21 protein-coding genes are annotated in these 23,048 nt (G+C 71.9%); 12 read left to right on the top strand and 9 right to left on the bottom strand.

Going from position 1 to position 23,048, the window contains the following annotated elements; all coding sequences use genetic code 11:
• The first annotated feature begins 18 nt into the window (after positions 1-18).
• Both ACFWPA_RS04595 and tatB read left to right on the top strand, forming a co-directional pair.
• A complete protein-coding gene (locus ACFWPA_RS04595; RefSeq protein ID WP_378505855.1) occupies positions 19-1,476 on the top strand; it encodes a S1C family serine protease in 1,458 nt (485 codons plus the stop codon).
• A 90-nt stretch (positions 1,477-1,566) separates the two neighbouring features.
• On the top strand, positions 1,567-1,956 hold the full coding sequence (tatB, locus tag ACFWPA_RS04600) for a Sec-independent protein translocase protein TatB (RefSeq protein WP_378505856.1): 390 nt from the start codon (positions 1,567-1,569) through the stop codon (positions 1,954-1,956).
• Between the two features lie 81 nt (positions 1,957-2,037).
• On the opposite strand, the gene ACFWPA_RS04605 is transcribed toward tatB, so the two are convergent.
• From ACFWPA_RS04605 to ACFWPA_RS04630, 6 genes are all read right to left on the bottom strand, one after another.
• The gene (locus ACFWPA_RS04605) at positions 2,038-2,481 is read right to left on the bottom strand and encodes a hypothetical protein (RefSeq protein WP_378505857.1); all 444 of its coding nucleotides are present in this window, start codon (positions 2,479-2,481) and stop codon (positions 2,038-2,040) included.
• Between the two features lie 119 nt (positions 2,482-2,600).
• On the bottom strand, positions 2,601-3,737 hold the full coding sequence (locus tag ACFWPA_RS04610) for an Mrp/NBP35 family ATP-binding protein (protein WP_378505858.1): 1,137 nt from the start codon (positions 3,735-3,737) through the stop codon (positions 2,601-2,603).
• A 25-nt stretch (positions 3,738-3,762) separates the two neighbouring features.
• A complete protein-coding gene (locus ACFWPA_RS04615; RefSeq protein WP_378505859.1) occupies positions 3,763-4,611 on the bottom strand; it encodes a lytic transglycosylase domain-containing protein in 849 nt (282 codons plus the stop codon).
• A gap of 193 nt (positions 4,612-4,804) precedes the next feature.
• Positions 4,805-5,863 (bottom strand): lytic transglycosylase domain-containing protein, encoded by a 1,059-nt coding sequence (locus ACFWPA_RS04620; protein ID WP_378569707.1) that lies wholly within the window; start codon positions 5,861-5,863, stop codon positions 4,805-4,807.
• Between the two features lie 137 nt (positions 5,864-6,000).
• Positions 6,001-6,513 (bottom strand): DUF1003 domain-containing protein, encoded by a 513-nt coding sequence (locus ACFWPA_RS04625; protein ID WP_378569708.1) that lies wholly within the window; start codon positions 6,511-6,513, stop codon positions 6,001-6,003.
• Positions 6,506-7,777 carry a magnesium transporter MgtE N-terminal domain-containing protein gene (locus tag ACFWPA_RS04630; RefSeq protein WP_378505862.1) on the bottom strand — a complete coding sequence of 424 codons (1,272 nt, stop codon included), beginning with the start codon at positions 7,775-7,777 and terminating at the stop codon, positions 6,506-6,508. Before ACFWPA_RS04630 ends, ACFWPA_RS04625 begins: the two co-directional genes overlap by 8 nt.
• Before the next feature lie 74 nt (positions 7,778-7,851).
• Between ACFWPA_RS04630 and ACFWPA_RS04635 the strand changes: the two genes are divergently transcribed.
• Genes ACFWPA_RS04635 through ACFWPA_RS04645 form a run of 3 tightly spaced genes read left to right on the top strand, consistent with a single transcriptional unit; the run spans position 7,852 to position 10,469 of the window.
• Positions 7,852-8,808, top strand: coding sequence for an HpcH/HpaI aldolase/citrate lyase family protein (locus ACFWPA_RS04635; protein WP_378505863.1), 957 nt, complete (start codon positions 7,852-7,854; stop codon positions 8,806-8,808).
• 42 nt (positions 8,809-8,850) lie between these two features.
• Positions 8,851-9,342: a general stress protein gene (locus ACFWPA_RS04640; protein WP_378505864.1), complete on the top strand. Its 492-nt coding sequence runs from the start codon at positions 8,851-8,853 to the stop codon at positions 9,340-9,342.
• A gap of 20 nt (positions 9,343-9,362) precedes the next feature.
• A complete protein-coding gene (locus tag ACFWPA_RS04645; RefSeq protein WP_378569709.1) occupies positions 9,363-10,469 on the top strand; it encodes a winged helix DNA-binding domain-containing protein in 1,107 nt (368 codons plus the stop codon).
• On the opposite strand, the gene ACFWPA_RS04650 is transcribed toward ACFWPA_RS04645, so the two are convergent.
• Positions 10,447-11,052, bottom strand: coding sequence for a hypothetical protein (locus ACFWPA_RS04650; RefSeq protein ID WP_378505866.1), 606 nt, complete (start codon positions 11,050-11,052; stop codon positions 10,447-10,449). The genes ACFWPA_RS04645 and ACFWPA_RS04650 overlap by 23 nt on opposite strands.
• Positions 11,053-11,106: 54 nt before the next feature.
• Between ACFWPA_RS04650 and ACFWPA_RS04655 the strand changes: the two genes are divergently transcribed.
• The 5 genes from ACFWPA_RS04655 (at position 11,107) to ACFWPA_RS04675 (ending at position 15,969) form a co-directional block, all read left to right on the top strand.
• A complete protein-coding gene (locus tag ACFWPA_RS04655) occupies positions 11,107-12,528 on the top strand; it encodes a cellulase family glycosylhydrolase (protein ID WP_378505867.1) in 1,422 nt (473 codons plus the stop codon).
• A gap of 51 nt (positions 12,529-12,579) precedes the next feature.
• Positions 12,580-13,152, top strand: a complete 573-nt coding sequence (locus ACFWPA_RS04660; RefSeq protein ID WP_378506049.1) for a suppressor of fused domain protein — start codon at positions 12,580-12,582, stop codon at positions 13,150-13,152.
• A gap of 70 nt (positions 13,153-13,222) precedes the next feature.
• Positions 13,223-14,077 (top strand): PHP domain-containing protein, encoded by an 855-nt coding sequence (locus tag ACFWPA_RS04665; RefSeq protein ID WP_378569710.1) that lies wholly within the window; start codon positions 13,223-13,225, stop codon positions 14,075-14,077.
• Positions 14,074-14,445 (top strand): hypothetical protein, encoded by a 372-nt coding sequence (locus tag ACFWPA_RS04670; RefSeq protein ID WP_378505869.1) that lies wholly within the window; start codon positions 14,074-14,076, stop codon positions 14,443-14,445. Before ACFWPA_RS04665 ends, ACFWPA_RS04670 begins: the two co-directional genes overlap by 4 nt.
• A gap of 333 nt (positions 14,446-14,778) precedes the next feature.
• Positions 14,779-15,969 (top strand): NADP-dependent malic enzyme, encoded by a 1,191-nt coding sequence (locus ACFWPA_RS04675; protein ID WP_378569711.1) that lies wholly within the window; start codon positions 14,779-14,781, stop codon positions 15,967-15,969.
• 78 nt (positions 15,970-16,047) lie between these two features.
• On the opposite strand, the gene ACFWPA_RS04680 is transcribed toward ACFWPA_RS04675, so the two are convergent.
• Entirely contained in the window at positions 16,048-18,417 is a 2,370-nt protein-coding gene (locus tag ACFWPA_RS04680; protein WP_378569712.1) for a hypothetical protein, read from the bottom strand.
• Positions 18,407-20,251 (bottom strand): HSP90 family protein, encoded by a 1,845-nt coding sequence (locus ACFWPA_RS04685; protein WP_378505872.1) that lies wholly within the window; start codon positions 20,249-20,251, stop codon positions 18,407-18,409. Before ACFWPA_RS04685 ends, ACFWPA_RS04680 begins: the two co-directional genes overlap by 11 nt.
• A gap of 146 nt (positions 20,252-20,397) precedes the next feature.
• Between ACFWPA_RS04685 and ACFWPA_RS04690 the strand changes: the two genes are divergently transcribed.
• On the top strand, positions 20,398-21,006 hold the full coding sequence (locus tag ACFWPA_RS04690; RefSeq protein ID WP_378505873.1) for a hypothetical protein: 609 nt from the start codon (positions 20,398-20,400) through the stop codon (positions 21,004-21,006).
• A 99-nt stretch (positions 21,007-21,105) separates the two neighbouring features.
• Positions 21,106-23,043: a VWA domain-containing protein gene (locus ACFWPA_RS04695; RefSeq protein WP_378569713.1), complete on the top strand. Its 1,938-nt coding sequence runs from the start codon at positions 21,106-21,108 to the stop codon at positions 23,041-23,043.
• The last annotated feature ends 5 nt before the right edge of the window (positions 23,044-23,048 follow it).

Below are 23,048 nucleotides of genomic sequence, written 5' to 3' on the forward strand. Positions count from 1 at the left end.
GTCGGTGATACTGGTGCCGTGACTGACGCCAACGAGGGGGCCGGGTCCCCGCCGCGCCTGACCCCGCGACCGCTGTACCGGCCGGATGTCGACCCGGCGGCGGCCGCAGCGTTCGCCCGGCCCGACGGCGTCGACGACTCGGGCGACCCGGCCGGGACCGCGGCCCGGCCCGCGCTGGCCGTGCGCCCGCCGGACCCGGTGCTCGCCGAGGCCTTCGGGCGGCCGGAGGGCGAAACACAGACCATCCAGCGCGGACCCGACCGCCCCTCGGACGGGTCGACCGACACCGCCGTCCCGGCCGACCCGTGGCGGGACCCCGATGCGGCGGCGCGGCTCGGCGGCGCGGCCGTCGACACGCCGCAGGCGGCGGCGCTGCCACCGGGGGACCGGCTCGGGATCCGTGACGTCCTGCTCGGGGACCGGGTCGCGCCCCGCGCGCTCGCGGCGCTCGCCGGGGTCGCCCTGGCGATCGGGCTCGTCGGCGGCGTGGTCGGCCGGATGACCGCGGAGAGCGTCGGCGCGCTGACCAGTCAGAAGGTCGAGCTGACCCAGGACGGCCGCGGCGACCGGGAGGTCGGTCAGGCCGCGCAGGTCGCGGAGGCCGTGCTGCCGTCGGTGGTGTCGATCCAGGTGGCGCTCGGCGAACAGTCCGGCACCGGGTCCGGTGTCGTGATCGACGGCGCCGGGTACATCGTGACGAACAATCACGTGATCTCGATGGCCGCGACCGACCCCGACAACGCGACGCTGCGCGTGGTGTTCTCCGACGGCACCCGCGCCCCGGCCCGGATCGTCGGCCGCGACACGAAGACCGACCTCGCGGTGCTCAAGGTGGACGTCGGCAACCTGACCGTCGCGAGGCTGGGGAAGTCCGACGACGTGCAGGTCGGGGACGAGGTCGTGGCGGTGGGGTCGCCGCTCGGGTTGAGCAGGACCGTCACCAGCGGGATCGTCAGCGCGCTGCACCGGCCGGTGCGCCTCGGCGGTGAGGGCACCGACACCGACGCCGTGATCGACGCCGTCCAGACCGACGCGGCGATCAACCCGGGCAATTCGGGGGGGCCGCTCGTCGACGACGAGGGCCGGGTCATCGGCATCAACTCGGCGATCCGCAGCGAGAGCGGCGGGTCGGTGGGGCTCGGGTTCGCGATCGGGGTCGACGACGTGACCCGCGTCGCGCAGGAGCTGATCCGGACCGGGTCGATGCGGCACGCCGAGATCGGTGTCAACGCCCGGTCGGTCACCAACGAGCAGACGACCGGCGCGCAGGTCGCGAACGTGCAGGCGGGCAGCCCCGCGGAGGCGGCGGGGATCGTCGAGGGGGACGTGATCGTCAAGGTCGGGGACCGGGATGTCGGGAACGCCGACGAACTGGTGGTCGCCGTGCACGACACCGAACCGGGGCAGCAGGTGCCGGTGAAGCTGATCCGGTCCGGCCGCGAGGTCGAGGTCCAGGTCGTGCCGGTGTCCGACTGATGCCGGTCCGGCCGGAGTCCGCCGCGTGATGTTCCGATGAATTTCGCACCGCACGCCCCGCGACGCGAGGTCGGCACGTAGTCTGGTCGGGTGTTTGGCAACATCGGCTGGGGCGAGTTCATGATCCTGCTCGTCGCGGCGCTCGTGATCCTGGGACCCGAGCGCCTACCCAGTGCCGTCTCCTGGGTCGCGAAGAGCCTGCGGCAGGTCAAGGACTACGCGGGCGGCGCTACGCAGCAACTCAAGGATGACCTCGGGCCCGAGTTCGAGGATCTGCGCAAACCGCTGGCCGACCTGAACAGTCTGCGGGGGATGACCCCGCGCGCCGCGATCACCAAGCACCTCCTCGACGGCGACGACTCGATCCTCACCGGCAACTTCGACGAGAAGCGGCCGTCCGGGCCAGCGGCAGGCACCGCACCGAGATCGGCGCCGCTCGCCGACGGCGAGAAGCCGCCCATCGACGTCGACGCCACCTGACGGCTGCCCCACCATGTGATCGAGCCCCGCCCCGGAATCACCGGGGCGGGGCTCGATCCGTTGGTACGCGGTGGTGCGGGGCTACGAACCGAATAGGTTCTCGATCAGCCCGGGCTCGCCGACCCAGCCGCTGCCGGTGCCGAGCGAACCGAAGATGGGACGGATCGGGTTCGGGGCGACGAGGTCGCTGTGGGTGACCGTGTAGACGACCGCGTCGTCCACCGTGCACACGTGGCGCACCTGGTAGACGCCGTCGGCGACGCCGCCCCACGAGTAGCCCTGCCAGCCGTCCTCACCCGGCGAGGCGGGGGCGACGTCCTCGACCACGGTTCCGGTGGCCTGATCGATCAGCGTCGCCCCACACAGCGTGCCGACCGGGACGCCGTCCACCGAGGCGGTGACATCGCTTTCGGTGACGTCCGCGGTGGACACGATCGACGCGGCGGAGGCCGCCGTCGCGGAGAGCAGGAGCAGCGGCGCCGTCGCCGCTGCCGCGATCGCCGAGCGGAGGAGCATTGTCGTCATACCCGATTCCCGTCGTCGGATGCCGCGGTCGCCGCGGCATCGTGGGTGGTTCGGCTGCGAAGGTAACAACGCCGTGCCCACCCCGACGGTGAATCGGGCGAAATGTCGGGTGCCGCGGGCTACAGGTGGCGGGTGGTGTCGATGCCGAGGGACATGCCGGCGAGGCCGCGGGCCCGCACCGACAGCTTGTCGGCGATCTCCCGCAGCGCGACACCGGCGGGGGAGTCGGGGGCGCCGAGGACGATCGGGACGCCCGCGTCGCCGCCCTCACGGACCGCCTGCTCGAGCGGAATCTGGCCAAGGAGGGGGACCTTCGCGCCGACGGCTCGGGTCAGCCGGTCGGCAACGACCTGCCCGCCGCCGGAGCCGAACACGTCCATGCGGGTGCCGTCCGGCAGTTCCATCCACGACATGTTCTCCACGACGCCGACGATCCGCTGCCGGGTCTGCAGTGCGATCGACCCGGCCCGCTCGGCGACCTCGGCCGCCGCCTGCTGCGGCGTGGTCACAACGAGGATCTCCGCGCCGGGGATCAGCTGGGCAACGGAGATCGCGACGTCCCCGGTGCCGGGCGGCAGGTCGAGCAGCAGCACGTCGAGGTCGCCCCAGAACACGTCGGCCAGGAACTGCTGCAGCGCGCGGTGCAGCATCGGCCCGCGCCACACCACCGGGGTGTTCCCCTGGGTGAACTGGGCGATGGAGATCATCCGCACGTCGTGCGCGATCGGCGGCATGATCATCCGCTCGACCTGGGTCGGCTTGGCGTCGGTGCCGAGCATGCGCGGAATGGAGTGCCCGTAGATGTCGGCGTCGAGGACACCGACCGATAGGCCCTTCGCCGCCATCGCCGCAGCGAGGTTCACCGTGACGGACGACTTGCCCACCCCGCCCTTGCCGGAGGCGACCGCGTAGACCCGGGTCAGGGACCCCGGCTGGGCAAACGGGATCACCGGCTCGGCGGAGTCGCCGCGCAGCGACTTGCGCAGTTCGGTGCGCTGCTCGTCGCTCATCACATCCAGTTCGACGCGGATCGCGCCGATTCCGGGGACGTCGGCGACGGCCTTGGTGACCCGGTCGGTGATCTCGGTCCGCATCGGGCAGCCCGCGGTGGTCAGGAGGACCACGATGTCGACGCCGCCGTCGTCGGTGAGGGTGACGCTGTCGACCATCCCCAGATCGGTGATGGGTTTGCGGATCTCCGGATCGAGCACCTTGGAGAGGGCGCCGCGAACGTCGGACTCGGTCACTGCTGACATGCGACCCATGGTAGGACGCGCGTCCTTAGTGGATGCGCGGCAGGTCGGCGGCGCTCGGGTTGATGCCCGTCGAGTAGGCCAGCGACCAGGCCGTGACGTTCGCGACGTAGGCCATCGAGTTGTTGTAGCGCAGGATCGCCTTGGTTGCGGACCCGAGGTCGCGCATGTTCGTGCCGTCACACAGGTAGTTGGCGGTGGAGGCGGCGGCGTCGTAGAGGTTCTGCGGGTCGGCGATGCCGTCCCCGTTGCCGTCGATGCCGTACTGCGCCCAGGTGGTGGGGATGAACTGGGTGGGGCCGACCGCGCGGTCGTACACGGCGTCGCCGTCGAGGGCGCCGCCGTCGGTGTCCATGATCACGGCCTGGCCGGGGAGGCTGCCGTCGAGCGGCAGCCCGATGATCGGTTCGACGAGATTCCCCCGGTCGTCGGCCCTGCCGCCGTTGGCGTGGCTGGATTCGACGCGCCCGACGCCTGCGATCTGCATCCAGTTGATCCCGCAGCCGGGATTGCGTTCGGCGAGGGTCCGCTCGGCCGACCGGTAGGCGTCGAAGTTGATGGCCGGGATGCCGAGCGGGCCGTCGGGTAGCGGCGCGGGTGCGGCCACCGGTTCGGGTGCGGGTGCGGGTGCCGCCGCGAACGCCGGGGTGGCGTCGACCGGTTCCGGGGCGGTCACCACCGCGGGATCGGTGGTCGCGTCGGCCGGGGTCGGGTCGCCGGTGATGGGGGAGGCGTCGGCGGCGGTCAGCAGGGGGATCGAGGCGGGGGTCCCGGTCGCCGTTGCCGCGGTGACCAGCCCGGTCGGGACGAGGCCCGTCAGGGCGATGAGCGAGTTCCGTTTCGCCTTCGATTCGGACGGCTTGCTGTGGCGACCCACCTGGTACCTCCTGCGGCCCCCGGCGGGGCGTTGTCAGTGCTGTGAACCGCAGTCGACGCTACCCGATTCGAGATGTTTTCGTTATCTCTCCGTGATCAAACGGGGCGCCATCGGGCGCAAAGTCCCAGGTGAAGGCCGATGGTCGAGAAGTCTCGAAAGGATATCGACTCGGGCGTGTCCGGTATCGGCGACGCTACGGCGCGGGCGCGGGCGGACAGAACGGCGGACACGGCAGGGGCGGCAGGGCGGGCAGCGGGGGCAGGCCGGGAAGCGCGGGGAGGACGCCGGGCGCGGCGGCGTCGCGCGCCAGCTCCGGATTCGGGGGGATGGTCGGCGGGGTGGGTGTCGGGGTCGGCTCGGCAGGGCGGGTCGGTTCCGCGGGGCGGCCGGGTTCGGCGAGCAGGTCCGGGATCCGGCCCGGTTCCGGGGTGCCGCCCGCGGCGTACGCCTCCGACCACCCGAGCACATTCGACGTGTACGCCAGTGAATTGTTGTAGCGGAGCACGGCCCGGGTCCGCTGGTCGTCCTCGCGCAGGTTCAGCCCGCCCGAGCACAGGTACCGTGCCGCCGCGAGTGCCGCGTCGAACACGTTGTTCGGGTCGGCGCGCCCGTCGCCGTTGCCGTCGGCGGCGTACCGGGACCAGGTGCTCGGGATGAACTGCATCGGCCCGACCGCGCGGTCGTGCCGGGGATCGCCGTCGAGCGTGCCACCGTCGGTGTCCGTGATGACCTGGTTTCCGGCGAGGGAGCCGTCCAGCGCCGGGCCGAGGATCGGGGTGACGGTGGTGCCCGCCGCGTCCGTCCGTCCACCGCCTGCGTGGCCGGACTCGATGCGGCCAATACCGGCCAGCAGGTGCCAGCTGACACCGCATCCCGGGGTGTCGGCCGCGAGGGTGGCCTCCGCCGACCGGTAGGCACCGAGGACGAGTTCCGGGATGCCGAGGGCGCCGATCGTGACCGGGATCGGGGTCAGTGATTCCGCGAACGGCGACGCCAGCCGCTCGGCGATCGCCGGCGGCAGGTCGAAGGACACCGGCGGCGGCGGGGTGTACGCGCGGGGTGCGCGGGACAGGCGGGGAGCCGGTTCGAGGATCCCAACAACGCCTGTCTGTGCCGGGTCCGCGGCGTCGGGCGCCGGGGCGGCGACGGCGGGTGCGCCCGCGATGGCCTGCCCGCCCCCGACGGTCAGGCCGACCGTCACCCCGCCGATCAACGCGGCAACGGTGACGCCTGCCAGCCCCCTCAGTCGCATCCGCAGCCCCTCGTCGTCTCACACCGTCTCACCGTCACGCAGTCACGCAGTCACGCCGTCGCGTCGTCCCGACCCCCGTCCAGAATGTGACCCAGGTTACAGAACGGACTCGTTGCGCGTCGGGGTTCCGTTGAGCGCTACCGGTGCGGCTGCTGCTCCTCGGCGTCGCGTTCGGCGAGCAGTGACTTGATCTCCTCGAGCTCCCGGCGCAGATAGTCGCGGGTGGCGACCTCGCCGATCGCCAACCGCAGCGAGGCCAGCTCCCTGGCAAGGAACTCGGTGTCCGCCTTCGTCTGCTCGGCGCGGGCCCGGTCCTCCTCCAGCGAGACGCGATCCCGGTTTTCCTGCCGGTTCTGGGCCAGCAGGATCAACGGGGCGGCGTACGCGGCCTGGGTGGAGAACGCGAGGTTCAGCAGGATGAACGGGTACGGATCCCACTGCAGCCCGATGGCGGCAACATTGAGGATGATCCACACGATGACCACGACCGTCTGGATCAGCAGGTACTTGCCGGTGCCGAGGAACCGGGCGATCGACTCACTGACCCGGCCGACCGCCTCGACGTCGATCTGGAACCCGCGCCACCGACGGCCCGGCGTCTCGAGCCGGGCCCGTGCACTTGAGGAGGCGGGTGGGCGCTTGTCACTCATCGGCCGTTTCCTCTTCCCGCCAGTCCTCCGGCAGCAGGTGATCGAGCACGTCATCGACGGCGACCGCACCGAGCAGGTGGCCCTCGTCGTCCACCACCGGGCCGCACACCAGGTTGTAGCGGGCGAAGTAGCGGGTCACCATCGCCAGCGGATCCTCCGGCGACAGCTGGATCATGTCGGTGTCCAACAGCCCGCCGACCAGCGACGCGGGTGGCTCCCGCAGCAGCCGCTGGAGGTGGACGCAACCGAGGTAGCGGCCGGTCGGGGTGGAGATCGGCGGACGCACCACGAACGCCATGCTCGCCAACGCCGGGGTCAGATCGGGATTGCGAGCACGGGCCAGCGCCTCCGCGACCGTGGTTGCCGGCGTGAGGATCACCGGTTCCGGGGTCATCAGCCCGCCCGCCGTGTCGGGGGAGTGCTCGAGCAGCCTGCGCACCGGCTCGGAATCCTCGGGGTCCATTAGCTGCAGCAGCGACTCCGCCTCGGTCTCGGGCAGTTCGCCGAGCAGGTCGGCCGCGTCGTCCGGGTCCATGGCCTCGAGCACGTCCGCGGCCCGCTCCACCTCCAGGTGGGTGAGCAGGTCGGTCTGGTCGTCGGTCGGCAACTCCTGCAGCACGTCGGCGAGCCGCTCGTCGTCCAGCGCGACCGCGACCTCGTGGCGACGCTTGTCGGGCAGGTCCCGCATCGCGTTCGCCACGTCCGCCGGCCGCATGCCGTCGAACTGGGCGAGCAGTTGGGTCACGCCCTGGCCGGGAAGGGCGAGCTGAGAATGCGTGAGCCCCTGCACGTGTTGCCATTCCACGATGTGGATCGGCGCGCGGCGGGACAGTCCGGACCGGGGCTTGCGGACCGCGACGCGGGAGACGACCCAGTCCCTGGTCCGGGTGAGCTCGATGCCGAGGTCGACGACGAGAACCTCGACCCCGGCGAGCTCGTCGAGTTCGGGGTCGTCCACCCGGACCCGGGTGTCGACGACCTGAGCGAGGGCCAGCACCTCACCGGGCTTCTGGGTGAACTTGCGGAGGCTGACGCTTCCGGTCAGCGTCACCGAGCCCGGTTCGATCGCCGTCACCCGCAGCATCGGGACGAAGATTCGGCGCCGGGTCACCAGTTCCACGACCAGGCCGAGCACCCGTGGTCGCTGCCGTCCGATCCGGATCGTGATCACGACGTCCCGCACCCGGCCGATCGATTCGCCGTCCGGTCCGAGGACCACCAGGCCCGCGAGCCTGGCTGCGAAGACCTTGCTCACTGCTGCCATGATGGCAAGGCTAATTGGCTCGGTGTCCCGACGTCGCTCCGCGCGCCGGTGCGGCTCTCGGTGGGAGGTTCACAATGGTCCAGGCACGACCGCGGCGTTCGGTGCTCGCAGTTCCCGGGAGCAACCGGAAGATGATCGAGAAGGCCAAGGGGCTGCCCGCCGACGAGGTGTTCCTCGACCTCGAGGACGCTGTCGCGCCGATCGCGAAAGCACGGGCGCGCAACGACATCGCGGACGCATTGGCCTCGGACGGCTGGGGTTCGCAGATCAAGGTCGTTCGGGTCAACGACTGGACCACCGAGTGGACGTATGCCGACGTGGTCGACGTGGTGTCCGCGTCGGGCGCCCACCTCGACGCGATCCTGCTGCCGAAGGTCACCGACGCGGGGCACGTGCGGGCGCTCGACCTGCTGCTGACCCAGGTCGAGAGGGCCAACGGCCTCGAGGTCGGGCGGATCGGCATCGAGGCCCAGATCGAGAACGCGATCGGCCTGACCAACATCAACTCGATCGCCACCGCCAGCCCCCGGATGCAGACGCTGGTGTTCGGTCCCGCCGACTTCATGGCGAGCATCACCATGCGCACCCTGGTCGTCGGCGAGCAACCGGACGGGTACGACACCGGCGACGCCTACCACCACATCCTGATGACGATCCTGATGGCGGCCCGTGCGCACGGGTTGGAGGCGATCGACGGGCCGTACCTGCAGATCCGGGACGTGGACGCGTTCCGTCGGGCGGCGGCGCGGACGGCCGCACTCGGGTTCGACGGCAAGTGGGTGCTGCACCCGACGCAGATCGACGCCGCCAACGAGGTGTTCAGCCCGAGGCAGGACGACTACGACCGGGCCGAGTTGATCCTCGAGGCATACGAATACCACACGTCGGCGGTGGGCGGCGGCCGCGGCGCGGCGATGCTGGGCGACGAGATGATCGACGAGGCAAGCGCGAAGATGGCACAGGTCGTCGCGGCGAAGGGTCGGGCGGCGGGGATGACCCGCACGACGCGGTTCGACCCCGAAACTCCGTAAACTGGACATCGGATTCACACAGGACGACACCAGGGAGCTCCGATGCCCAACCCACTCGCACCGCCGAATCAGCCGGGACGGGGCGGCCTTCCGACACCACCCAGTGGCTGGCCGATCGGCTCCTACCCCACCTACGCGGAGGCGCAGCGCGCCGTCGACTACCTGTCCGACCAGCAGTTCTCGGTGGAGGACGTCACCATCGTCGGTGTCGACCTGATGCAGGTCGAGCGGGTGCTCGGGCGACTGAGCTGGGCGAAAGTCATTGGCGGCGGCATTGTTTCGGGCGCCTGGCTCGGAGTGTTCCTCGGCCTGCTGCTCGGGCTGTTCACCGACAACCTGCTCGGCCCGCTGATCGCGGGCATTCTTGGCGGCATCGTGTTCGGGGTGATCTCGACGACCATCCCGTACGCGGCCACCCGCGGGACCCGCGACTTCGCGTCGACAATGCAGTTGGTCGCTGGCCGGTACGACGTGCTGTGCGAGCCGAAGACGGCCGAGCGGGCGCGCGACATGCTCGCCAAGCTGGCGCTGTAGCAGGCAGCGCAGGGGGGAGAGTGCGGACCACACTCGGCATCCGCGCGCTCGGGAGGGCGACGCTGGCCCGCCAGCACCTGCTCGAGCGGGCGACCGACTCGACGGAGACCGTGACCCGGCACCTGTACGGGCTTCAGGCGCAATCGCCCGCCGCGCCGTACTTCGCGCTGTGGTCGCGGATCGACGGCTTCCGGACCGACGACCTGGCGCGGCTGATCGAGGACCGGTCGGTGGTCCGGATCACGGTGATGCGCGGCACCGTCCACGCGGTCACCGCAGCGGACGCGGGCGAGCTGCGACCGTGGGTGCAGCCGATCATGGACGGCGACCTGAGGACCAACGCCCAGCATGCGAAGGCCCTCGTCGGATGCGACACGGCGGCAGTGGCCGCGCACGCCCGCGAACTCCTCGACGCAACGCCGATGACGTTGGCTGCGTTGCGTCCACACCTGGCATCGCGGTGGCCGGATCGCGATCCCGCTGCGCTCGCCCACGCGGTGCGGGACCTTCTCCCGCTGGTGCAGGTGCCTCCGCGCGGCCTGTGGGGGCGGTCCGGGCAGCCGGTGTGCACGACGCTCCAGCACTGGGCAGGTGAACCGCTCGCGGAACCCGATCCGGAGCGAATCCTGCAGCGCTACCTCGCCGCCTATGGGCCCGCATCGGTCGCCGATGCGCAGGCGTGGTCCGGCCTGACCCGGCTCGGTGAGGTGTTCGAGCGAATGCGTCCGCGACTGCGGGTCTTCGCCGACGTCGACGGTGCCGAGCTGTTCGATCTGCCGGACGCGCCGCGTCCCGGGGCGGACGCCCCCGCGCCGGTGCGGATCCTCGCTCCCTACGACAGCATGCTGCTCTCGCACGCCGATCGCACCCGGGTCGTCGACGACGGCTTCCGCCGGGTGCTGTTCACCGTCAACGGCATCGTCAAGCCGGCGGTCCTCGTGGACGGACGGGTCGCCGGATACCTCGCTCCGAGTGTGAGCAAGAGTGCCGCGGTCGTGGATGTCACTCTGCTGCAGACACTTTCCAGGACACTGCTGCGTGATGTCGAGGCCGAGGCGCTACGACTGCTGCGCTTCACGCATCCGAGCGCCTGCTCGCACGAGGTCAGGGTGACTGCGGCGCGGTGATCGCCTCGGGGGCCGGGGTGTGCGCGACCGGGGCCACCGCGTCCGCCGGAGTGTCCGCAGGCGCCACCCGGAAGGTCGCCGCGTGCACCGCCCCGACCGCGAGGCCTGCCGCCGCGCCCCACAGCACGGCAACGAGTGCGCCGCCGAGGACCATGAGCGCGTAGGTGCCCGGTCCGGCGTGGACCACGAAGCTCGTGTACACCACGCGGATCAGGTTGGCGGCCAGCATGCCGACGACGGTGGCGCCCACCCCCGCGCCGAACGCGCGCGCCCGGCTGCGCGCAGGGCGGGCCAGCCGCACCGCGACCACCGCGATCAGCACCAGCGCGGCGAGCACGTCCACCAGCCAGGAACCGGGTGTGGTCCGCCCGAGCGGCCAGGCGCGCAGCGCGGGCACCGCGAACGGCAGTCCGAGGGCGCTGGGGACGAGCAGGGTGGGGACGTACGTCACGACGGTGCCGGTGATCGTCCAGATGCCAGCGACCACGGTCAGCACGGCGGCGGTCAGCGTGGCGGGGACGGCCCGGCGGGGGGACGCCTCGACCGGCGGGTTCGGCGATTCCGGTGCGCTGGTGTCGGGCATGGCGCAACATTAGTGGACAACTGTCCAATTGGGTGGCGAAACTCGGAGGTCGGCGTGCGGCGGAGCAAGATCGTGATTCTGGGCCTGGCGGCGGCGCTCGCCCTCGGCGGCGGGGCCGCCGCCGCGCTGCGCAGCGATCCCGCCCCCGCCGATACCTATCTCCGCGACGATCAGGGCCGGGCGCTGATCCTGCGCGGCTTCAACACGGCCTCGAGCAGCAAGAGTGCCCCGGACGGGATGCCGGAGTTCACCGAGGACCAACTCGACCGCGAACGGTCCGACATGGGAACCAATTTCGTCCGGTTCCTGATCTCCTGGCGGTCGGTGGAGCCGGAACCCGGTGTCTACGATCAGGCCTACCTCGACCGGGTCGCCGAACGGGTCGGCTGGTACGGCGAACGCGGATACCACGTGATGCTCGACATGCATCAGGACCTGTGGTCGGGTGCGATCACCCCGGACGGCACGACCGGGAACGGTGCACCGGCGTGGGCGACCCACATGGACGGCCTTCCGGTCGGGGAGCATGACATGTGGGAGCAGTACTACCTCGACGCGGGCGTCATCCGCGCCTTCGACAACTTCTGGGACACCACCGGTGCACACCCCGAACTGGCCGAGCACTACGCGGGCGCCTGGCGGGCCGTCGCCGAGCGCTTCGCGGACGACCCCGCCGTGATCGCCTACGACCTGATGAATGAGCCGTACGGGGGAACGCTCCAGGGCCCCGTGTTCGAGGCCGGACCGCTCACCGCGCTGTACCAGCGCAGCACCGATGCGATCCGCGAGGCGGACCCCGACAGCTGGGTGTGCGTCGCGCCGCAGGCGATGGGCACCAACTGGGGCACCGCGAGCGGGCTCGGCGCGATCACCGACGCTCGCGACGGCGAGCCGCGAATCGCCTACTGCCCGCACATCTATCCGCTGCCGATGGACCTCGGGGGCGGCTACGAGGGCGGCACCCGCACCCTCGTTGACGCGACGATCGACGCCTGGCGCGGTCACACGCTCCGCACCGCGAAGGCGCTCGGTGACGTGCCGGTCATCCTCGGCGAGTTCGGCCTCGACACCACCCTGCCCGGAGCGCTCGACTACGTCGACCGCGTGTACGCCACCGCGACCGACATGGGCGCCGGGGTGAGCTACTGGTCCAGCGACCCCGGATCGTGGGGCCCGTACGAGGTGGACGGCACCGCGCGCAACCTGGTCGGCGCGCTGGACGAGGCGTACCCGCGGGCCGTCGCAGGCACACCCGTCTCCTGGACGGGCGCGGTGGATCGACTGGAACTGACCTACCGCACCGACCCCGCGGTCGCCGCGCCGACCGAGATCTACCTGCCCAGGCGCGGATTCCCGGCCGGGGTGCGGGTCGAGGGCGGCGAGGTCGTCGACTGGAACGAGCAGACCAGGCTGCTGACCGTGCGCGCCCCCGCCGGTGCCGACGAGGCACGACTGGTCGTCACGCCGGGAACCTGATCCGGCGGGATCGCGCACCGGGTGTTAGATGGACGCGTGATCGACGACGTGCTGCCCACCGTCCGCGCCCGCCTGGTCGAGAGCATCGGCGGGCCGCGGCCGTCGGCGGCGTCGGTGACCTTCCTCGGTCTCGAACCCCTCGAGGTGCTCCGGTTCGAGGCCGACGCCGACGGGCTGGTCCGGTACGCGAGCCTCGGCTGTTCGCGGCACCCGATGGGTGACCCCAGCGACCTCGTTGCCGACCCGGTGCGCGGGCCGCGGGCGGAGTTGGTGCTCACCGTGCGCGGGGGCCTCGGCGCCGCGTCCGGGGTGCACCGGTCGCTCGCGATTCTCGCGGCGGCCCCCGCGGTGGAGGGTGTCGTGCTCGCGGTCGATGGACTGCTCGATCTCGGCGAGCCGCTCTGGGTTGGCGCCCCGTTCACCGCGGTCCTGTTGGGGGACAGCGGCATCGACGAGGTCACGCTCCCGGATCCCGCCGACCCGGTCCGGTTCCTCGACGCGGTTCCGATCACCGGGACCGAAGCGGCCTGGGTCCGGCTGCGCGGGGCGGCGGCGCTGCGGGAGGCGTGGACCGAGGCGGGCATCGACGTGCGCGACCCCCACCGCGGGCAGGCCGCGATGTAGTCGGCGCCGTTCGGGCGGGTGCGGTGCCGCCGTCCCCACACTCGGGCAGGCAGCCTGGAACAATGGCGGGGTGCGCATCGACCTCCACACCCACTCGACCGCCTCGGACGGCACCGACAGCCCGGGGGAGGTGATGCGGGCCGCGTCGGCCGCCGGGCTGCAGGTCGTCGCGCTGACCGACCACGACACCACCTCGGGATGGGCGGAGGCGGTCGACGCGCTGCCCGCCGGGTTGAGTCTGGTTCGGGGCATGGAGATGTCCTGTGCGGGGCGGGGCGCGGACGGCCGTCCCGTCGCGGTGCACCTGTTGGCCTACCTGTTCGACCCGGGCAACGAGGCGTTCGCGCGGGAACGGGAACGCCTCCGCGCCGAGCGGACCGCCCGGCTGCGGGGAATGGCCGAGAAGATGGCCGCCGACGGGCTGCCGATCGACCCCGATGCCGTGCTGGCCGCGGCAGGCCCGGCGGCGGGGCGCCCGCACCTGGCCCGCGCCCTCGTCGCCGCGGGGGTCGTCGGGTCGGTGAACGAGGCATTCGCCGACCTGCTGCGGACCGGGGGTCGGTACTTCGTCACCAAGGCCGACACCCCGCTGCCCGATGCGGTGCGGATGGTCGCGGCCGCCGGCGGTGTCAGCGTCCTCGCCCATCCGCGCGCGTCGGTTCGGGGCCACCTGATGGACATGAACCAGATTGGTGAGCTGGTTGCGGAGGGTCTCGGCGGTGTCGAGGTCGCTCACCACGATCACGGCGCGGCCGACGAGAGGTACCTCCGCGGACTCGCCGCGGACCTGAACCTGGTGGTCACCGGGTCCTCCGACTATCACGGCGGCAACAAGTCGGTGGTACTCGGTGAGTTCGTCACCGCGCCCGACCAGTACGAGCGCCTCATCGCGGCCGCGACCGGCGTCGAGGTGGTGACCGGATGAGCGAACCGTGGGTGGACGAATACGACAGCGACTACGACGCCCGCCCGGACGGCCCGGCGCCGCGGTGGGAGCGGCCCCGACGACGCGGGCGCAGCGCCCCGGCGCGGGCGCTGCAGGCGCTGAGCGGGGCCGTGACGGCGGGTGTCGTGCTGCTGACCGTGGTCGTGATCGTTGCGGCGTACCTCGGGTCGAGGCGCGGTTTCCCCGGGCCGGGCGCGGAGTCGGTGACGGTGCACGCGGTCGCCGCGGTCGCGGTGGTGCTCGCGCAGCGCGTCGCCGATCACCGGCGGGGTGCGGCCGCGGCAGCCGGGTCGGTGGCCGTGTTCTTGATCACAGCCGGGTTGTTCTGGACCCAGTGGTGGGGGTAGCTCACCGGAATCGTGGTTCACCGGTGAGATTTGCCAGGTGTGAGCCGACGGTGGCACACTTGCTGCACTCCAATGCCGGTGCCACCGCCCGGCGGGGGAGCGAAGTCGGATTCAACCAGCGGCAGATTTCATGCCCGGGCCCACCCCGCCCGGTGCTTCTCGCGTCCCGAGCCGGGTGCATTCCCCGTAGACCAATCGGGCACTCATCGTGCACCCTCGGAGCGCTGTAGTTCTCTATCGAAAACCTGCGGCTGCGTCGAAAAACAACCTTCGCCGCTGCTACTTACCAGTAACCCGCCCCCGCTGTGGAGCGGCATGAGTAGGAGTGTCATCGTGTCTCCCGTGACTGAAGCAACCACCCCTCCCAAGGTTGAGCTGACCGACGAAGAGATCTTCGCGGGCCACATCGGTGGCAAGCTGTCGGTCGAGACCACCGCACCCCTCGATTCGCAGCGTGCGCTGTCGATCGCGTACACCCCCGGCGTCGCCCAGGTGAGTCGGGCGATCCACGCCGACGAGACGCTCGCCGACCGCTACACCTGGACGAACCGCCTCGTGGTCGTCGTGTCGGACGGGTCCGCGGTGCTCGGTCTCGGCGACATCGGCCCGCGGGCGTCGCTGCCGGTGATGGAGGGCAAGTCGGCGTTGTTCAAGAACTTCGCCGGATTGAACTCGATCCCGCTGGTCCTCGACACCAAGGACCCCGACGAGATCGTCGAGACGCTGATCCGACTGCGCCCGAGCTTCGGGGCCGTCAACCTCGAGGACATCTCCGCGCCGCGCTGCTTCGAGATCGAGAAGCGCGTCATTGAGGCACTCGACTGCCCGGTCATGCACGACGACCAGCACGGAACCGCGATCGTCGCGCTGGCCGCCCTCAAGGGTGCGGTGAAGGTCCAGAGCCGCGACATCACCACCCTCCGCGTGGTCATCTCGGGAGCCGGTGCCGCCGGTGTCGCCTGCGCGAACATCCTGCTCGCCGCCGGGATCGCGGACGTCACGGTGCTGGACTCGAAGGGCATCGTGTCCGCCGACCGGAGTGATCTCAACGAGATCAAGGCGGACCTGGCGGCCCGAACCAACCCGGCCGGGCGCACCGGCGGCATTGTGGAGGCCCTCGACGGCGCGGACGTGTTCCTCGGCGTCTCGGCGGGCACGGTGCCCGAGGAGATCATCGCGACGATGGCCGACGAGGCGATCATCTTCGCGATGTCGAACCCGGATCCGGAGATCCACCCGGACATCGCGCACAAGCACGCCGCGATCGTGGCGACCGGGCGCAGCGACTTCCCGAACCAGATCAACAACGTGCTCGCGTTCCCCGGGGTGTTTAAGGGCGCCCTCGACGCCGGTGCCCGCCGGATCACCGAGGGCATGAAGCTCGCCGCCGCCGAGGCGATCCTGTCGGTCGTCGCGGACGAACTGGCCGTCGACAAGATCGTGCCGAGCCCGCTCGACCCGCGGGTCGCCCCCGCCGTCGCCGCGGCCGTTGCCAAGACAGCGCAGGACGAGGGCGTCGCGTAGCGCCCCGTCCACCCGCACACGCGAACGCCCCGGAACCCCTTGCGGGTCCGGGGCGTTCGGCGTCGAGAGGGGTCCCGGTCAGTGCTCGATCCGGGCCCTGGCTGCGGCCGCCTCGGCGTGCCTGCCGAGGGCCTCGAACGTGTCACCCTCGAGCAGCGCAACCCGCACCGCCAACTGCGGAACGTCCGCAACCCGGTCCCGTGCGTCGGCGAGCACGGCCAGCACCTCCTCGTGCCGGTCGGCGGTGGCCAACGCCTGCGCAACGACGAGCAGGGCGCTCCCGCAGCCGATCTCGTCTCCCGCGGCGGCGAACGCGTCGGAGGCGCCGAGTCCGGTCGCCGCCGCCTCGTCGATTCGGCCCAGCTGCGCAAGAGCCCGCGCCGTCGAATCCTCGATGTCGGCGCGGGTCCACCCCTCGGCCAGCCCCGCCGCCTCACGCAGATCCGCGAGACCGCCGTCGTCGTCGAACCCGCACCGCGCCCGGCCGCGCAGGTGCAGCGATTCGGTGAGCAGATCGGCCCGGCCCTCGGCAAGGCGGGCGTCCGCGACGGCCTCGTCGAGAACCTCGAGGGCGCCCTCGTCCTCGAACTGCGCCAGCATCGCCCCGAGGTCCGTGCCCGCCGTCGCCGCAACGACGTGGTCCCCGCAGGACCTCGCCAGCTCACGGCACCGGTGCCACGCCGCGAGGGCGCCCTGCGGGTCACCCGCGTCCCTGCGCGCCCGGCCCAGCCACAGCAGGGTGTGCCCGAGCGACCCGGGCGCGGTCCCCTGCTCTTCCTCGAGTTCGGCCAGCCGGCTCAGTTCGTCGGCCGCCTCGTCCGGGTGCCCGGCCCGCACCAGCAGCACCCCGAGGTGGTAGGCGGGACCGAGCGATCCCAGGCCCGCGAGTTCCGACTCCCGCTTCGCCAGCCGCATCCGGGCGACCGCGTCCTCCGCGGCGCCGAGATCGGCGGCGATGTGCGAACCCAGTGCGGCCAGGGTCGCGGTGGTGGCCCTCGCGCGGTGCGCCACCGACAGTTCGAGCGCACCGTCGACGGCCGTCAATGCCTCCTCGAAACGGCCGCGACTGGCCAGTACCTGGCCGCGCAGGCGCGCGAGCACCGTGCGTCGGCCCGGTGTCAGGGCGGCGGCCGACTCGGTGTCCAGCCAGGCAAGGGCGTCCTCGGTGCCCTCCTCCGAGTTCTGCAGCGCTTCGACCCGCGCGATCGCGTCGCCCGCCGCCGCGACGTCGTCGACGAACGCCGCCGCCGTGACGTCGTCGACGAACCCCGCCGGGTCGACCACCGCCGGGGCCGCGACGACGTGCGCGCGGCCGATCGGCAGGTCCCAGCCCCGGTCCACCAGCGCGACGGTGGCGGCAAGGGTCTCGCTGCGGTGGCTGGTGCCGTTGCGCTCGTCGAAGCGGGCCGCCAACTCGTCCGCGGCCCGCAGGCACGCCTGCCCCAGCTCGTCGACCGTCCACCGTCCGTCGTTGGGTCCGAGGAACGGGACCAGCGGAGCGGCATCGGATCCGCGCACCCGCTCGTCGCCGAGCCCGGCCCGCCCCGCTGCCGAACAGGTCACCGCGAAGGCGGTGAGCGCCTCGAGATGCCCGGCCGCGTTGAGCCGGTCGTGCGCCAGCCAGCCGAGGTGCCGCTCGAGCATCTCGATGGCGCGGTGCGCGTTGCCGGTGACCGACAGGAAGACCAGGTGCCGCGCGATCATCGCAATGTTGTCGGCGTTGCCGCGCGCGAGCCGGTACCCGCGCAGGTGCATCCGCTCGGCCTCGTCGAACCGGCCCGCCTCCAGCAGCGGCACCAGCGTGTGCGAGATGGCCCGTTCCGGTTCCTCGCCGCACTCGTACCCCTGCTCGAGCATCTCCTCGATCAGGTCCAGCCCGGTCGCGGGCTCACCGGTGAGGATCCGGAAGGTGGCCTCCTCCGAGCGGACACAGGCGTCGCAGTGGCTGTAGTCGTCGCGGGGGGTCCGCGCCAACTCGTCGAGGTACCGCCGCGCCTCCCCGAACCGTCCGGCGAGGAACGCCTCCGAGAAGCGGGTCTGCACCACCCCGGACAGGCCGACGCCCGCCTGCCGGTACGCGGTCTCCATCCGTTCGATGGACTCGGCGATCGTGGCCTGGGGGAACATCGGATTCGAGCCGAGCGAGTCGGCGATCCACTTGTGGAACCACAACAGGTCGTAGTCGTCGACCTCGTTCGGGAACCGGGCCGGGTCCGCGGCGTTGCGGCCAACGCACCAGGCGAAGGCCGCGAGCAGTGCCTCGGTGTCCCCGGTCATCGACGAGGACTGCACCAGCCGCATCCGCACCCGGTACGCGGTCTCTTCCTCGCCGGCCTCGTCGGCGACGGTGATCGCACGCTCGATCAGCTCCCGTTCGGCCGGTCCGTATGGGGTGCAGTCGATCTCGGAGATCAACTCGTTCAGATCGACGGGGGTCTCACTCGGCATGGTCGTCCTTCTCGGTCATCTCGGGAGCGTCGATGGTCGGCAGGCTCGGCAGCCCAACCGACAGGTGCACGATGTCGGTCATCGCGTCGGTCAGCGCCGCGCGATCGGCCGCACTCAGCGGCCGATGCCCGGCGAGCAGGGATTGCACGTACAGGATCCGGACGGTCCGGGACAGCACGGCGTCATCGTCGACGCTGGCAAGGGTGCGGACCAACCGGTTGTGCCAGTTCAGGACGAGTCGGCCCGCGGTGTCCACGCCGGCCGCTGCCTCGGCGGCGTCCACCCGGCCGAGGACATCGGCCCAGAACCCGCCCGCCTCGCTCGACTGCTCGCGCCGCAGCCTGCGCAACACGGCCTCGTCGGCCACGTACAGCGCGGGCACCGTGTCGGGGGCGAACGCCCGGACCGCCGCGGCCGCACCGAGATCGGTCAGCGCGCGGTCCGCCCGCTCGGTCAGCGCACGGGTGCGCGCCCGGTCGGCCGCCTGCGGCAGGTCCAACTGGTCGATCTCGTCGGCGACGGTGACCACCTCGACCTCGGCTCCGGGCACGAACTCCGGCAACCGGGCGGCGATGTCCGCGTCGTAGACATAGCCGCCGTTGACGATCGGGGCGCCGGGGCGGGCGATCCCGGCGAGCTGTCGGAACTCGTCGACCGTCCTGGTGTAGCGCACCACCCCGCGGGTGGCCGCCTCCCCGAAGGTGGTTGGGCCGTCGGTCGTCTCGACGGGCAGGTGCGGGACGATGAACCGGGCCAGCTCGTCGTCGTGCAGGACCAGGGCCCGCAGCGCCAGATGGTGCACCGCGAGGAACCCGGCCAGCCGGTGCGGTGCCCGCGCCGCCAGCCCGATCACCCAGCGGCGCACCGCCGCTCCGAGTTCGGTTCGGGTCTGCTCGAGCGCACCGTCCTCGATCAGGGATTCTCGGGACGCGGTCGGGGTCAGGCCGGTGGTGTTCACCACGGTGCGGACGAAGAACGCCCACTCGGGCAGCAGATCGTCCATCCGATCGGAGAGCAGCATGCCGCCCAGGTATACCCGGCTGGACTGGCGTTGACCGGGGGAGAGCGGGAACGGCAGCACGAACGCGGTGCCGCGGGTTCCGGTGGCGGGCACGTGCAATGCGATCGTGTCGAACGGTTCGGCGCCAACGACCTCGCGGCCGAGCGCGCGCAGCTCGGGTGACGCGGGCACGCCGGTCTCGAGGAACGGGGCTGGCCGGGTGACGGTCTGCCCGGCGACCGTGACCCGCACCGGCAGGTGCCGTCCGAACCGGTCGGCCAGGTCGTGGGCGCCGCCGGCGGAGACCAACTCGGCGGCGTCCTGGCGCGGCACCAACTCCACCCGGGTCCCGACCGGCAGGTCCTCGGCGAGCGTGGTGACGGTGAACGTGCCGTCGGCGCGGCCGACCCACTCGACGGCGCCGCCGCCGACCGCGGAGCGGGACCGGACCCGGATCTGGTCGCTGACCATGAAGCAGCTGAGCAGCCCGATCCCGAACTGCCCCAGACGGTCCGTCCGCGGCAGGTCGAGGACGTCCCGCTTGGAGCTGCGGCCGACGGTGGCGAGTAGTTCGCCGACCTCGTCGGCGGTCAACCCGATCCCGTCGTCCTCGACCGCGAACACCGGGTCGGTGTCGGTGCCGGGCAGGACCCGGATCGTGCCCTGGTGACCGGGTTCGCGTTCGCGGCGGGCGGCGATCGCGTCGCATCCGTTCTGCAGCAACTCACGCAGAAAGACCTGCGGGCCGGTGTAGATACTCGCGCTGAGCAACTCGATGATCCCACCGAGATGTACCTGGAAGAGACGGCTGCCGCCGTCGGCTGTCGTTGTCATCGGTCCCGGAGCCTATCGGGGGAGTCGGACACCCGATTCGCGGAGCGGGGTTCGGGTCCGGGCCCGCCGCCGGGCCGGCGAGCGCCCGCTGGGGTGAGAAGATGTGGCGGCACGGGTGTGGTGACTTCTCAGGAGTGTGGCGGACGATGACCTTGCGGACGGTGGCGGCCGTTGCTGCGGCGGCGACGGCGATGCTGACCGGGTGCGCGCCGAGCACCCTCACCGCCGATCCGGCCCCGGCCGCGCTCACCGTCGGTTCCGGTGGATCCGCGGATCGCGCGGTGCTCGCCGAGATCTACGCGGGGGTGCTGCGGGGCACCGGGTCGCCCGTCGACACCAGGACCGGGCTCGTCGAGGGGCAGGACCTGACGTTGCTGGATTCCGGGGAGGTGACCCTGGTGCCCGAGTACACCGGTGCACTGCTGCTCCGCCTGCACCCCGGCGCCACCGAGATCGAGCCGGACGAGGTGTTCGAGGAACTGAATCGTTCACTACCGCAGGGTCTTTCGGTGTCCGATCCGGGGATGGCTGAGCGGCCGGGTGCGGGTGACGCGGGCGAGGAGGGCAGCAACCTCCCCGCGATGGCCGTCGTCCCACTGATGCGATCCGGCGTACTGACGGGCGCGCAGGTCAAGGCGCTCAACGTCGTTGCCGGTGAGTTGACGACGGCCGACCTGGCGGAGATGAGCGAGACGGTCGGTCGGGGAGACCTGACCGCGGACCAGGCGGCAGCGAACTGGCTTGCCGCACGGTGACGCTGGCGATTAGCCAGCTTCCGGCCGTCGAATTCGGGCGTGCCGGGTCTGTAGGGTCGACCCCCTAACGGCCAACGCGGACGGACGGGTGGGGGAACGATGCCGGGGACAGCCCAGCGACTGAGGACACTGGCGGTGGGGTTGGCGGTCGGGCTGATCGGGGCCACGATCGTCGCGACGCCCGCCGCGGCGCAGGGGGCGGGGGACGCCGCCAGCTACGCGCCGACGATGCTGATTCTGGACGCGTCCGGGTCCATGCAGCGTCCCGACCAGGCGGGCACGATGATGGATGCCGCGAAGAACGCCGTGCACGCCTTCGTCGACACGGCGCCAGCGGCGTCGCGGGTCGGGCTCGCCGTGTACGGCACCGGCACCGGCAACGGGGAGTCGGAGAAGGTCGCGGGCTGCCGCGACGTTCGGGTGGTGCAGCGGCCGGACCCGCTGGACCGAGCGGCCCTCAACGACGCGGTCGACGGCATCACCGCCAGCGGCTGGACGCCAATGGGCACGGCGTTGCGTGCTGCCGCGCAGGCGCTGCCGGACTCGGGACCGCGGTCGATCGTGTTGGTCTCCGACGGCGACGACACCTGCGCGCCACCGGAACCGTGTGAGGTGGCCCGGGAACTGAAGTCTCAGGGCGTCGACCTGGTGATGCACGCGATCGGGTTCGCGGTGGACGAGACGGCACGGGCGCAGCTGACCTGCATGGCGCAGGCGACCGGGGGGACCTACACCGATGCGGCGGATGGTGCGGCGCTGGCGCGGACCCTGCCGCGGGTCACCGCGGCGGCGCTGCGCAACTACGAGGCGGCGGGGACGCCGGTCACCGGCACACCCGGGCACCAGGCGGCCCCGGTGCTGACGCCGGGCCAGCACCTGGACACGATCGGCCAGAAACAGGAACGCTACTACGCGGTGGACGTCCCGGACGGCGCCACCGCGTACTTCTCCGCAACGGTGTCGTTCCCGGCGGCACCGCAGCGGCGGGTGCAGCCGAACCGGGACAACAACGTCCTGCAACTGCGGGTGTATGGCAGGGACGGCCAGGACTGCAACGAGTTCGAGTTCGAACAGGTGACGGACACGAGTGGCGGCGCCGCGCTGACGGTGGCCGCCGCGTTCGACGGCGCGAGCGAGAAGCCGACCGGCGACAACGCCGGTGCGGACCGGTGCCGCGGCGGCGGGCGCTACTACGTCGCGACCACCTGGAGCACGGTGTCCGACGGGGTGCCGGACCGGATCCCGGTCGAGTTGCTGGTCGGGATCGAGCCCGCGGCCACCGACCCGGGCCCGGCGGGGGCGACGACCCCGACCGCCTTCGTCGAGCCGAGCGGCTCGGGCACCCCCACGGTCGGCGGCGGGTCCTTCAACGTCGCGACCGAACTCGCGGGCAGCGGCCGGTACACCGACACCGTTCGGCGCGGTGAGATCGTCTACTACCGCGTTGCGCTGGACTGGGGGCAGGGCCTGGCCTACCGCGTGCACCTCGCGGGCAACGGCAGCACCGCGGTCGAGGACGTCTCGCTCGCGCGCAGCACCCTCTACTCGCCGAGCCGCGAGGAGATGGTGTCGGACTTCGGGTCCTACACCGGTTCGGACCAGGTGCTGCCGTCCGGCGACACGGCGCTGGCCAGCACCGCGGTCCGATACCAGAACCGGGGTTCCGACGACCTCGCCGTCCGCACGACCGCGGTGCCGGGCTGGTACTACATCGCGGTCAAGGTGGGGGCGACATCGGTGGCGGGCGCCGGGGTGCCGGTGCCGATCCGGCTGGACCTGACGGTCACCGGTGAACCGGAGGATGGCCCCGGCTACGCGACGGGCGTGCCCGCCGGGATCTTCGGCGAGCGGCCGGTGCCGGACACCGCCGCGGTGCCGGTCACCGCAGCGGCGGAGCAGGGTGCCGCCCCCGCCGCCGAGCACGCCCCGGCGTCGGGTTCGTCGACCGTGGCGATCGGGATTGCGGCCGCGGCCGCGGCGGTGGCGCTGGGCGGCCTCGCGCTCGGCTGGGTTGTGCTGCGTAGGCGGCGGCGGTAGGGGCC

Origin of the sequence: Rhodococcus sp. NPDC058505, from assembly GCF_042720095.1 — a bacterium.
GTDB lineage: Bacteria > Actinomycetota > Actinomycetes > Mycobacteriales > Mycobacteriaceae > Rhodococcus_G.

Excerpts from the sequence above, each read along its gene's own strand:
- ACFWPA_RS04605 (WP_378505857.1), bottom strand. The coding sequence starts at position 2,481 with ATGACGACAATGCTCCTCCGCTCGGCGATCGCGGCAGCGGCGACGGCG.
- ACFWPA_RS04635 (WP_378505863.1), top strand. The coding sequence starts at position 7,852 with ATGGTCCAGGCACGACCGCGGCGTTCGGTGCTCGCAGTTCCCGGGAGC.
- ACFWPA_RS04650 (WP_378505866.1), bottom strand. The coding sequence starts at position 11,052 with ATGCCCGACACCAGCGCACCGGAATCGCCGAACCCGCCGGTCGAGGCG.
- ACFWPA_RS04680 (WP_378569712.1), bottom strand. The coding sequence starts at position 18,417 with ATGCCGAGTGAGACCCCCGTCGATCTGAACGAGTTGATCTCCGAGATC.
- ACFWPA_RS04610 (WP_378505858.1), bottom strand. The coding sequence starts at position 3,737 with ATGTCAGCAGTGACCGAGTCCGACGTTCGCGGCGCCCTCTCCAAGGTG.
- ACFWPA_RS04620 (WP_378569707.1), bottom strand. The coding sequence starts at position 5,863 with ATGCGACTGAGGGGGCTGGCAGGCGTCACCGTTGCCGCGTTGATCGGC.
- ACFWPA_RS04630 (WP_378505862.1), bottom strand. The coding sequence starts at position 7,777 with ATGGCAGCAGTGAGCAAGGTCTTCGCAGCCAGGCTCGCGGGCCTGGTG.
- ACFWPA_RS04695 (WP_378569713.1), top strand. The coding sequence starts at position 21,106 with ATGCCGGGGACAGCCCAGCGACTGAGGACACTGGCGGTGGGGTTGGCG.
- ACFWPA_RS04685 (WP_378505872.1), bottom strand. The coding sequence starts at position 20,251 with ATGACAACGACAGCCGACGGCGGCAGCCGTCTCTTCCAGGTACATCTC.
- ACFWPA_RS04640 (WP_378505864.1), top strand. The coding sequence starts at position 8,851 with ATGCCCAACCCACTCGCACCGCCGAATCAGCCGGGACGGGGCGGCCTT.
- ACFWPA_RS04670 (WP_378505869.1), top strand. The coding sequence starts at position 14,074 with ATGAGCGAACCGTGGGTGGACGAATACGACAGCGACTACGACGCCCGC.
- ACFWPA_RS04625 (WP_378569708.1), bottom strand. The coding sequence starts at position 6,513 with ATGAGTGACAAGCGCCCACCCGCCTCCTCAAGTGCACGGGCCCGGCTC.
- ACFWPA_RS04690 (WP_378505873.1), top strand. The coding sequence starts at position 20,398 with ATGACCTTGCGGACGGTGGCGGCCGTTGCTGCGGCGGCGACGGCGATG.